Source organism: Streptococcus oralis (assembly GCF_016028255.1).
Classification (GTDB): Bacteria; Bacillota; Bacilli; order Lactobacillales; family Streptococcaceae; genus Streptococcus; species Streptococcus oralis_AC.
The window spans coordinates 1,915,257-1,927,528 of the sequence record NZ_CP065707.1; the positions used below are offsets into that span (position 1 = coordinate 1,915,257).

Annotated in this window: 6 protein-coding genes; all 6 read right to left on the reverse strand. The window is 41.2% G+C overall.

Annotated elements, in window-relative coordinates; genetic code table 11:
• Positions 1-48: 48 nt before the first annotated feature.
• The gene (locus I6G42_RS09390) at positions 49-483 is read right to left on the reverse strand and encodes an HD domain-containing protein (protein WP_080641277.1); all 435 of its coding nucleotides are present in this window, start codon (positions 481-483) and stop codon (positions 49-51) included.
• A gap of 93 nt (positions 484-576) precedes the next feature.
• A complete protein-coding gene (locus I6G42_RS09395; protein WP_038804398.1) occupies positions 577-1,536 on the reverse strand; it encodes an ROK family glucokinase in 960 nt (319 codons plus the stop codon).
• A 127-nt stretch (positions 1,537-1,663) separates the two neighbouring features.
• A complete protein-coding gene (locus I6G42_RS09400) occupies positions 1,664-3,598 on the reverse strand; it encodes an Ltp family lipoprotein (protein WP_232234400.1) in 1,935 nt (644 codons plus the stop codon).
• Between the two features lie 118 nt (positions 3,599-3,716).
• Positions 3,717-5,432 (reverse strand): aminodeoxychorismate synthase component I, encoded by a 1,716-nt coding sequence (gene pabB / locus I6G42_RS09405; RefSeq protein ID WP_038804400.1) that lies wholly within the window; start codon positions 5,430-5,432, stop codon positions 3,717-3,719.
• 66 nt (positions 5,433-5,498) lie between these two features.
• Positions 5,499-11,663 (reverse strand): ZmpA/ZmpB/ZmpC family metallo-endopeptidase, encoded by a 6,165-nt coding sequence (locus tag I6G42_RS09410; RefSeq protein ID WP_197906200.1) that lies wholly within the window; start codon positions 11,661-11,663, stop codon positions 5,499-5,501.
• A 2-nt stretch (positions 11,664-11,665) separates the two neighbouring features.
• Complete coding sequence (locus tag I6G42_RS09415) at positions 11,666-12,229, reverse strand: TIGR01440 family protein (RefSeq protein ID WP_038804403.1); 564 nt, start codon at positions 12,227-12,229, stop codon at positions 11,666-11,668.
• Positions 12,230-12,272: the final 43 nt, after the last annotated feature.

The following is a 12,272-nucleotide window of genomic DNA, read 5'->3' on the forward strand; positions in this document are numbered from 1 at the left end:
CTCTCACCTCATTTATTTCCTAACTAGTATAGCATAAAAAAAGCTTTTCTATATACTCAGATAATCAATCGCATTCTTGTATTTTTCTAATCGTTCCAAATCCTTGTCAGTGACAGAACTCAGTCTAGATAAATCTGAATTATGTTTTAAATCTGCTAATTTGACAACGCGTGCTAGAGAATTAGATTTCACATTTTCCAGATATGTTTGATACTCTTGCCCCTTTTTCTTTGACAAAATTTGAACGGCTGTAACTACTGTTTCTGGTAAACCAGCTAGTAATAGTTCTTCAGCTGTAAAAGGACTGTCCTCAATGACATCATGTAGTAAAGCAACTGCTTTTTCTTCTTCAGTATCAACTTGGCTTGCTACATAGATTGGATGTTCTATATAATCTATCCCTGCCTTATCAAATTGCCCCCTATGAGCTTCCGTAGCGATAGGCAATGCTAGTTCAAGCATGGGTTGTTTTGATGTATCCATCTAGCGGCTCCTTCCCAAAATTTAAACCTATTTCGTTTTATTCGATTTTTAAAAAAGAGCTTGATAAACACCAAGCTCTATTATCAATCTATCTTATTGCAATACAAGCGATGCTGCTCCGATTACTCCAGCGTCATTTCCTAGAGTTGCAAGAGCCAATTTAGTGGATGTGCGTACTTGTGGGAAGGTATTTTCATCATAGACCTTTTGAACACCTTGTAGAAGGAATTCTCCCGCAGCTGAAACTCCACCACCGATAACAATCGTTGATGGGTTGAGGATTGAGCCGATATTAGCACAAGCGATTCCCAAGTAACGTGAGAAGTTTCGGTAAACGATCAAGGCAAGGTCGTCCCCTTCTTTTGCAAGGTCAAAGACAGTTTTAGCTGTTACTTCTTCACCATCGTCAATCAAGCGTTTCAAGGCAGCATCGCCTTCGTATTCATCTGCATAACGACGAGTCAAGTTGACAATCCCTGTTGCTGAAGCAACTGTCTCAAGACAGCCTTTTTTGCCACAGGTACATGCGATTGGTTGGTCAAAGTCAACAGTGATGTGACCAAGCTCACCAGCAGCACCAGCAACACCGTGAAGCAATTTGCCTTCTGCCACGATACCGCCACCAACACCAGTACCAAGTGTCATAAAGACAACGTCTGGTTGGTTGTCACCAGCACCCATCCAACGCTCACCAAGCGCAGCTACGTTGGCATCATTATCGATAAAGAATGGAATACCCAAGGCTTTTTCAATCTTTTCTTTAACTGGTTGAAGGGTTTTCCAGTTGAGATTGTATGCACCGATAACAGTCCCTTTTTCACGGTCAACCACACCAGGTGATCCCATACCAATTCCTCGGAAATCCTTAGCTGACAATCCAAGCAAGTCCAAACGATGCTGAATAGACGCAATCATATCATCTACGATATGGCTTCCCTCGTCCAAAATATTGGTCTTGATAGACCATTTTTCTTGGATTTCTCCCTCTTGAGTTAAAATTGCAAATTTGATAGATGTTCCACCAAGGTCAATCCCAATAATCTTTTGACTCATCGTCTTCTCCTTTTTAATTGAAAATGCTTACAGATATAGTATAACAAAATCATCAACTTTGTGCAAAGGTTTGCGTACTAAAAAGCCAACATTACAACATCTAAAAATAGTTCACTATTCAAAATGATTAGTCATCAAGATGTTGAATCGCATAATTAGCTTCTTCTTTTGTAAATTTTCCAACATAAGAAGAAGTTAGCCACTCATAAATCTCTGTCTTTGATAAATGGTTATTCTTTCGGTATTCTCTTGCTGTAATTAAGGCATTTGCTTTGTAATCTGCATTTAAGTGATCGATGGCATACTGCGCTGCTGAACTTGAAAAACCATTCCACGTTAATTGGTTATAGAGATCTTTTTTTGACATATGTAAAACCGAATTATAGCTTTTCGCTTTATTTAAAGCAGCATTGTACTGCTTCCCATCTAGTTTTGGTTGCCGCACACCATCGTATCCTACATAGTGACGGCCACCATCTACCCATTTATCCCTAGCCATTTTACCATCTGATTCAACATAATAACGGCCACCATCTACCCATTTGCCCCTAGCCATTTTACCGTCTGATTCAACATAATAACGGCCACCATCTACCCATTCATTCTTGGCCATCTTTCCATCTGATTTGAAATAATAATTTCCTACCCATTTATTGCGAGCTTGGCTGCCTTCTGATGGTAGATTAAGTTTTTGAATTGCATAGTTTGCTTCTTCTTTTGTAAATTTTCCAACATAAGAAGAAGTTAGCCACTCATAAATCTCTGTCTTTGATAAATGGTTATTCTTTCGGTATTCTCTTGCTGTAATTAAGGCATTTGCTTTGTAATCTGCATTCAAGTGATCGATGGCATACTGCGCTACTGAACTTGAAAAACCATTCCACGTTAATTGGTTATAGAGATCTTTTTTTGACATATGTAAAACCGAATTATAGCTTTTCGCTTTATTTAAAGCAGCATTGTACTGCTTCCCATCTAGTTTTGGTTGCCGCACACCATCGTAGTCTACATAGTGACGGCCACCATCTACCCATTTATCCCTAGCCATTTTACCATCTGATTCAACATAATAACGGCCACCATCTACCCATTCATTCTTGGCCATCTTTCCATCTGATTTGAGGTAATAATTTCCTACCCATTTATTGCGAGCAGAGCTTCCTTCTGCGGTTAAATAATAATAGGATCCATAGTTTTTATCATAAATCCAGTCACTTTTAACCTTTTTTCCATCAGAATCAACATAATAACGACCACCATCTACCCATTCATTTTTAGCTCTCTTTCCATCTGATTTGAGGTAGTAATTTCCTACCCAGCCAGACTGAACTTTAGATTGTGATTTATCCTGTTTAGGAGTTGTTTCTTTAGCTTTTTCAGTCGGTTTTGGTGCCGGCTTCAGCGCGGGTTTTGGTGCCGGCTTCGGCGCGGGTTTTGGTGCCGGCTTCAGCGCGGGTTTTGGTGCCGGCTTCGGTACGGGTTTTGGTGCTGGCTTCGGCGTAGGTTTTGGTGCCGGCTTCGGCGCGGGTTTTGGTGCTGGCTTCGACGCGGGTTTTGGCGCGGGTTTCGGCGCGGGTTTTGGTTCTGGTTTCGGCGCGGGTTTCGGCGCGGGTTTTGGTGCCGGCTTCGGTGCGGGTTTTGGTGCCGGCTTCGGCGCGGGTTTTGGTGCCGGCTTCGGTACGGGTTTTGGTGCTGGCTTCGGCGTAGGTTTTGGTGCCGGCTTCGGCGCGGGTTTTGGTGCTGGCTTCGACGCGGGTTTTGGCGCGGGTTTCGGCGCGGGTTTTGGTTCTGGTTTCGGCGCTGGTTTCGGCGCTGGTTTTGGTTCTGGTTTCGGCGCTGGTTTTGGTTCTGGTTTCGGCGCTGGTGTTTTCGATTTCTCAGCTTGATTTGGCGCCGAAGTTGTATTCTCTTTTACAATCTTACCGTTTTTAGATACATCCTTTTCTTGAGCAGAAACATGCTGAGCCGAAAAAGGAAAGGCTTCAGTTGTATCTGCAAATGAAATAAGTCCCAGTGTTGCAGTTGCTAAGCTGGTTACTAAAATTTTTTTTGATTTTTTCATAAAAATCTCCATTATTTTAATGATTTATACCTATAGTATACCATATACTTTATTTTGCTTTCAAATCAAATATTAAATATTCAGAAATAAATCTAAAACTTAATTGAAAAATCCATAGTTATATCACTTCCAACTCATACAAGCCTCTGACCGCATTACAACCATAGATAGCCTCCGCGTGGTTCAAGTCTGTCAAAGTCAGAACTTTTTCCTCTACCTGCCCTGTTTCCAGCAAATACTGACGATAGATTCCTGGCAAGATGCCAAGATTGATAGGCGGTGTGTAGAGCTTCCCAGCGATTTTCAGAACCAGATTTCCAATAGAGGTTTCCAGCAATTCTCCTGACTTATTGTGGTAAATCTTCTCTTGTTCCCCTAGACTTAAGTGTGGTCTATGAGTTGTTTTAAAGTAGGTAAACGCTTGATTCAAATCTGCTTCTTGCAGACAAAGTTTGGCTTTGCAGAAACTTGGACTGAGGGGTGTTAAGATTTGGCGACTGAGTTCTAGCTCTCCAGACTTGTTGAGGGTAATTCGCAAGCGGTAGTCTTGATTAACATCACAAGCTTGACACTCTTCCTCTATCTTTTGTCTCAGTTTTTTTGGATCAAAAGGATAGGCAAAATATCGACTCGCCTTTGTCATTCTTTCTAAATGTTGTTCTTCAAACAACAAGCTCTTCTGGCTGATTCTCCCAGTTGTAATCAATTGGAAACGAGCTTGTTTACGATAGAGTACAGCCGCTTTTTGATGAACCTCACGGTATTCAGATTCCCAGGTGCTATCCCAAGTAATCCCTCCGCCAACCCCATAGATAGCTTTCCCTTGATGCAGTTGGATAGTCCGAATGGCGACATTAAAAATTCGTCGCCCATTTGGAAGCAAGAGACCAATCGTTCCGCAGTAGACTCCACGCGGGTGTGACTCCAAGTCCTTGATGATTTCCATGGTCGCAATTTTGGGTGCACCCGTTATGGAACCACAAGGAAAGAGAGACCGAAAAACGGCAACCAAGTCCACATCCTCTCGCAACTGACTCTTGATGGTTGAGGTCATCTGCCAAACAGTCGAATACTGCTCCACTTGACACAGACGTTCTACATGTTCACTGCCCACTTCAGAAATACGGTTCATGTCATTGCGCAAGAGATCCACAATCATCATATTTTCAGAGCGATTTTTAGGATCTTGCTCCAACCAAGCTGCCTCTTTCAAATCTTCATCGTCAGTCCCCCCACGCTGGGTTGTTCCCTTCATTGGGCGAGTCGTTAATTCTCGGTCATTTTGCTCAAAAAAGAGCTCTGGACTCATGGAAATCACTGCCATCTCATCGTGTTCAACATAGGCATTGTAGCCCGCCTCCTGTTCTACCACCATGCGATTGTAGATGGCAAAAGGATTGGCACTTAAGTCCTGCTTGAGTTGGACAGTGTAGTTGACCTGATAGGTATCACCCTGCCGCAAATGATGGTGAATCTGGGCAATCGCCTTTTCATAGTCCTCTGCTGACGTTACTTCCTGCCACTTTGAAGGCAGATCTACTTCCTCATAAGTCAGAGGAATAGGGGATGTTTCTACCCTATCATGAACAGTAAAATATAGCAGATACTCTGCCAGTAAAGGAGCTTTATGAACTGCTAATTTCTCCTCAAATGCAGGTGCAGCCTCGTAACTGACGTAGCCCACCACATAATAGCCTTGCTCTTGGTAGCTTTCCACTTGTGCTAGCAAGTCTGCTACTTCTGCTAAATCTCTCGTTTTTAACTCTTTGATCGGCTGGGTAAAGGTGTATCTCTCCCCCAAAGCCCTAAAATCAATCACTGTTTTTCTATGCATATCTTAAGTATAGCACAAAAAGGCAGATGCAGCTTAAGCTGATCCACCTTTTTAGTCATTTCGACTTTATAACGATGCTTTGGCAAATAAATTTCCAGAGAATCCATCTGATTTTTGAAGGAGCTGTTTGTAAACCTTCCATTTAAGATCTTCAGTATTTTTATAATGATTCTTTATATTTGGATTTTCCATGCTATCTAGGTCTTTTTGAACAGCTTCATCAAATAAGGACTTCAACTCAGCATAAGTAGAGATAGATCTGTCATTGATTTCGATTGTAGTGAAGCCGTTTTGAGCTTTGTCATAGACTTCTTTATACCAATGTTTCTTCCATGCTTCAAGAGTATCAAATTGGCCATTAGAGATTTTCTTGATAATGAAGTCATCACCCAACAACCCTTTGTTTTCCTTGTTAGCTTCCGCCTTATATTTGTTTGAAGCGTAACCAATAAATCCGTTAAGATAACCATAGTATCCCCACATACGGAAAGCATTATGTTTGAATGAAATCGAACCAACTGTACTCTTGCTAGTATTACCACCAAAGATACCCGACATCATATTTACGGTTTGGTAAGCACTGTCAAAACCTTCCGAACGATAACGTCCATTCCCTGGCATACCATGTTTTGTAACGAAGTTATGATCAACCAATTGATCAATGCTCGTAATCGTCAATTTCTTCTCATTATCCGTTAAATCACGTAATTTATCCCATTGATGTGGCTCGCCTTTCAGATTGTTTCGCTCAGCGTTCGTACGCCATTCTCGGTCCATCTTCTTGAACCACTTACTGTTGTCGTCCAAGTGTTTTCCAATAACTGCATCTGCTTCTAGATGGTCCAGCATCATCAGAGCCTCGTTATAGTTCTTCATATAGTGATCAATTTCTTCACGGTTCTTTAACTTATTTGGATCATAATTGTAGATTTGATTGCCATCATTCTGACGTTCATAAGCCATGTTCAAACCTAAGGCGCCGTATTCACCATTTGGATTTGTCAACGATGGTGACTGGAGCATACCTTGCGCAAAGGACTCTAAGTCCGTCCCTTCACGATGATACCAACCGCCATAGTAAGCCATACGATCATTCACATGAGTCGTTTCATGCGTAAAGGCCGATGTACCAAAATCACTTATCAACTCTGTCATAACAAAGTAGACAGCATCTTGCTGATTTGGAGCTGCAAAGATATATGCGTAAGCACCATATCCATACTGATAGCCATGATATTTATGAATCCGTCCAAAGAACTCTCGAATCGGAGCATAATCTGGTTTCCCATCCTTGTGACCATATCGGTTTGCCCAACCGATACCAGGCGCATCATGATTGTCCCAAACAGGTGTTGGAACACTATTTCCACTCTTGAGGAGCTTATTACGTACATTATCAGCAGCTAATTTTGACCAAAAGTCTAAGTAGTTCACCTGCTCTTTTGCTCTCTTATTGATTTCACTCTTGAAGGCTTCACGAGCCTCCTCAGTATTTTTACCATATTTTTCAAAAGCACTAAAAGAAATGGTATTATAGGTCGAAATCATGAAGAGATGCGAGTTCTTCAAGTTTAATAGAGGCAAAATCATCCGACCATGCACGCCATTATTAATCCCTTCATACAGACGATACTTCTTATGAGCAAAATCGGGGTTCAATGATGGCTGTTCTACCACATAAGCATTCTTTTCAATTGCCTTTTTAAACCAAACATTCATATCGGTTTCATTTGTAAACAATTTCATGTTATATGTTAGAAACTCATGAAGGCTTCCTTTACCTGTAGCACCTGCAATCACTCGACTATACGCATCTTGGGATTGGTCGCCCTTAAGATTGTTCTCTTTTGAGCCGATAGTGATCAAGCGATCTAAGACATTCACGTTCTTACCATAAAAATCTGGTTTAAACATCATAATATCTTTGATCGACAATTCATCATATTTAATGCCATAGTATTGGTTCAAATAAGCAAGCCCCATCATAATGTTGGCCTTATTGTCTTCAACTTTCTTAATGAAAGCACGTTGAGCTGCTTCATCATCATTTAGTTGATGATCTTCATTTTCAACAATTTGTTTCACCAAGTTTCCAAGATTTTGTTTTACTTCATCAAAACTTTCTTCTAAGAATAAATCGCGAATGTAACCATTTTTTCGTTCATCCGTGTTTTCTTGCGGTTTGTTCCGCTTGTCCATAAGAGCGCGCACTTCAGGAGAAATCAATTCTACACTGGATAATGTTTCTTTTGCCTTTGCAATCAAACCAGCACGATCTTTCACTAGCATATTTGGCGTATAAACAATATTCTGGTTGGTCACTTCGTACTCTTTGACTTGTTTTACATCAGAGTCAGCTTTGACAGTAACGGCCAATTCTTCTTTGGTACCATCAGCATAGTGAATCATGATCTGATCAATAGCTGACAAGTCTGTTACAAACTGTCCATTCTTCAAACCAGTAACAGAAAGGACTTCTTTGGTCACCAAGTTTGAGCTTGCATCTAGTTTATTAGCCTGATTGACAATCCACTCCCTATTATAGAATGGTTGTAATTTTTCAATATTGCGATAGGCAAGTTCGCGGTCAGCTCTGTAGTCTTGAATAGCCTTGTACTCGTCTTCACGGTGTGTCAAACGGTTTAATTTATCTACAACAGGATCATTGATTTCATACTCATGCGCTGTGATTCCCAGAGCAGCAATTTTCTTGTCTGCTTCTTCTTGCGAAATAGGCTTAATACGATGCTGTTGTTTAGAATATCTATATGAAGATTTTCCTTCACTCACACCAGTAACAACAAAGTTTCGATTTAAGCGGTCACCTGTCCAATAAGGATCATCATCAATATCAGATGAGCCATAGAAAATCTCACCGTTCTTAACTTTCATCATTGAAACAGTATCTTCAACGGAGCCCAAGGCATTTGTACTGCCTACAACACCACCCGCGCTAATCGGTTCTCTCACATCGATAGTACCTTTAGCTACAGATTCTTTTATGGCTCCGTCCCGATAAACTGCATGGTTATCCCCACCATTTTGTGACCAATAGGCAATGCCCGCAACTTTCGCTTTATTACCTGTTATTTGTGCATCAACATAGGCCTTCTCAACAGAACCTTTCCAGTTTTCTCCAACAATTCCAGCAAGAAAGGCGCCTTGATTCCCACCAGCATGAAGCTTACCAATGAATGCCACATTTGTTAATCTGCCGTTATTATCAATTTTATTGATCAAACCTGATACGTCATTATTTCCAACAACTGTACCCGTTACTTTCACATTATTGATCGTTGTGTTTTTTACAACAGCAGCCAAGGGAGCAACTCTATTTGCCCATGGCATATGAATGTTTACCTTACCGAGGTTAAGGTCATGGATATGGGCGCCTTCAGTATCGCCTAATAGTGGACGTTCCAAGTTATGAATCGTATATCGTTGACCGTCCACACTTGATAACTTGCCTCGGAACTTCGTCGTTACATATGATTTACCAGCTGCAGGAACATTGACCGCATTCAAGTCCGCACCAATTTTAAATTCACCAGATGGATTGGCCTGCATAGCTTTTACAAGTTCATTGAAATCGTAGTATACATTCTCCTCATGAGTTTTTGGTTTGGCAAAATAATGGACGTATTCCTCACTGAGCTGGTTACCATCCGTATGCTGAACGAGGTCAGGCGCTTTGGCAGTGACCTTATAAAGCGTTTTTCCATCGACTGTCACTTCTTTAATTTTGTCAATCGCAAGACGCGTCATCTTATTATCACGTGTAGCAATTTTTAGATAGTAAGACCTTACATCACTTGGAACAGAAGTTAAGAAACTATTATCCGTTTCCATGCCATTGTCGTCAACACTTATGAGGCTTGTTTCTTTTATATTTTTAACTTCGACCTTTTTTAAATCAATTCTCAGTGATTCTTCTTTGAGAATTTCTTCCTCGCTTCCTTCGCCACGATCATAAACCATTTTTGTTTCGAGTTTATAATCTTTGTAATATTGCAAATCTGTTAGAGTTGCAGTCAAGTTATCCGGTGAAACCGTCATAGTTTTGACGACTTCGTCGCCTTTTTTCAGGGTTAAAGTGATCGATTTAATCGCTGCCTTACTTGGATTTTCCAGATTATAGTGAATCTGAGATGAGCGTTTCAAATCCTGAATATCAACCTTTGAAAAAGTCAACACTGGCTTTTCGAAGTTTTTGGTACCTAGTTTAACAATACGGTCTTGGGCTAACTCGATGACCTGTTCAAGAATTTCAGGCGCTTCCTGCGTCTTGATTCCTTTGATGGTCTTGTAGGTTTTGATAACCTTTTTCTGACCGTCTTTTCCTTCTTGGATCGTAACTTTATCGCCCTTTTTCAATTGCGCGTCTTCTTCGACTATCTCTTTAAACGGAATTTTTTCAAGACTTTCTTCTGCAAGAGTTCCTTCTATTGGTTTCGTACCACGACTTATTTTTTTAGTGACTGGTTTTTTGATGACAGTGGTTGTTGTATTTAAAACTTGGTCAGTCTCAACACCTTCGACAGCTTTATAGGTCGTTTTGGTAACTTGGATCCCTTTTTCACCGTTTTGAACCACTGTTTCTTCGTCAGTGTATTTTGTAGGATCATCATCGATTTCCGTCTGGTAGTCAATCTCTGCGATTGTGTCTTTAGTAATTGTTCCTTCAGTTACTGTATATTCTGGAAGGTCCTCTTGAACAAGGGAGTGACCTTCCTTACCAGTTTCCTGAGTGCCTTTGCTTTCAAGTTTTCCAGTATACGCTGGGGAATTGCCTTGAACGAGAGATTCGCCTTCTTTACCAGACTCTTGAGTGCCTTTTGCCTCAACCTTTCCAGTATATTCTGCCCGAGGCTCTTGAACTAAGGATTCACCCTCTTTGCCGGATTCCTGAGTACCCTTACTTTCAAGTTTCTCGGTATACGCTGGCAAACTATCTTGAATAAGTGATTGACCTTCTTTACCAGGTTCCTGAGTGCCTTTGCTTTCAAGTTTTCCAGTATATTCTGCCCGAGGCTCTTGAACGAGGGATTCGCCTTCTTTACCAGACTCTTGAGTGCCTTTTGCCTCAACCTTTCCAGTATATTCTGCCCGAGGCTCTTGAACTAAGGATTCACCCTCTTTGCCGGATTCCTGAGTACCCTTACTTTCAAGTTTCTCGGTATACGCTGGCAAACTATCTTGAATAAGTGATTGACCTTCTTTACCAGGTTCCTGAGTGCCTTTGCTTTCAAGTTTTCCAGTATACGCTGGGGAATTGTCTTGAACAAGGGAGTCACCTTCTTTACCAGACTCTTGAGTGCCTTTTGCCTCAACCTTTCCAGTATATTCTGCCCGAGGCTCTTGAACAAGGGAATCACCCTCTTGACCGGGTTCCTGAGTGCCTTTGCTTTCAAGTTTTTCAGTATACGCTGGCAAACTATCTTGAACGAGGGATTCGCCTTCTTTACCAGACTCCTGAGTACCCTTGCTTTCAAGTTTTCCAGTATACGCTGGCAAACTGTCTTGGACAAGCGATTGACCCTCTTTGCCTTCTTCTTGGGTACCTTTACTTTCAAGTTTCCCAGTATAATCTGGGGAATTGTCTTGGACTAGAGATTTCCCTTTTTTAGAAAAACTAGCTACTTTTATGTCAGTTCCTTTAAAATAACCAATATACTCATATCCTCCAATATCGATCACACCTTTCGTTAGTTCTTCATTTGAGGAGGCCGAAATCGTTTGATTGTAAGCAAGTAATTCTTTATTCTCAAAGGCAAAAGTAGCAAAAGGAATGAAGTTGCTGACACCAAGAGAACCAATCAACAGCACTCCAAGAACTTTCCGACGCTGTTTTTTGGACACCAAAAAAACAGCTAAAGATGCTGTTGCAAGACCAAGACCTGCTAAAGCAAATTCTTTACTTCCTGTATAGGGAAGTTGTTGACTGTTAGTTGCCTTCTTGCGATAAACGACATAAATAATATCTTCATCTTGAAATTCTGTAGGAACTTCATGATGAATCAAGGCTTTTTCAGACTCGGTTAATTCTTGCTCCGTCAAATATCGATAATGGACTGAATTCACTTCAGCTAATTCATCTGCTTGGACTCTACCAGCTGATAAAAAACTAGCACCAACAAGAAAGGCCCCGATTGCTACAGGACCAACTCCAACAGTCAATTTACGAATAGAATACTTTAGGTTTTTTTGAAACTGTTCTTTTTTCTTTTTCATTCTCATATCTTTCTAATAGAATCTTCTGGATACTGCGCACGCGCACCCCCGATGAGTTTGGGACGACTAGCTAGAGCGGTTACATGGGCATGGCCAATCTCACGCAAAACTGGTCGAATCGGAACCTGCACATGCTTGACATGCATGCCAATTGCGGTATCTCCTATATCCAATCCAGCATGAGCCTTGATGAACTCCACCTCAACAGGGTCTTTCATAAACTTAAAGGCAGCTAGCTGACCCGAACCGCCTGCATGAAGAGTCGGAAGGACGCTGACGATTTCCAGACCAAATTGCTCTGCCACCTGACGTTCAACAACGAGAGCACGATTGACATGCTCACAACCTTGAACAGCTAGATGAATTCCTTTCCCTTCGAGGACATCTAAAATCGTCTTCACAATGATTTCGCCAATTTCTTGGCTTGATTCCTTGCCTATATGGCCGCCTAAAACTTCACTAGAGGATAAACCTAGGACAAAGAGGCTTCCTTCACGCAATCCAGCCTTTTCCAAAACATCTTCAATTACCTGCTGTGTTTCTGTTTTAATTCTACTTTTGTCCATCACTCTTAACCTCATTTTTCTCCTACTATCATATCTTTTTTTA

Coding starts and splice junctions, on each gene's coding strand:
- I6G42_RS09395 (WP_038804398.1), bottom strand. CDS start 1,536: ATGAGTCAAAAGATTATTGGGATTGACCTTGGTGGAACATCTATCAAA.
- I6G42_RS09400 (WP_232234400.1), bottom strand. CDS start 3,598: ATGAAAAAATCAAAAAAAATTTTAGTAACCAGCTTAGCAACTGCAACA.
- I6G42_RS09415 (WP_038804403.1), bottom strand. CDS start 12,229: ATGGACAAAAGTAGAATTAAAACAGAAACACAGCAGGTAATTGAAGAT.
- I6G42_RS09410 (WP_197906200.1), bottom strand. CDS start 11,663: ATGAAAAAGAAAAAAGAACAGTTTCAAAAAAACCTAAAGTATTCTATT.
- pabB (WP_038804400.1), bottom strand. CDS start 5,432: ATGCATAGAAAAACAGTGATTGATTTTAGGGCTTTGGGGGAGAGATAC.
- I6G42_RS09390 (WP_080641277.1), bottom strand. CDS start 483: ATGGATACATCAAAACAACCCATGCTTGAACTAGCATTGCCTATCGCT.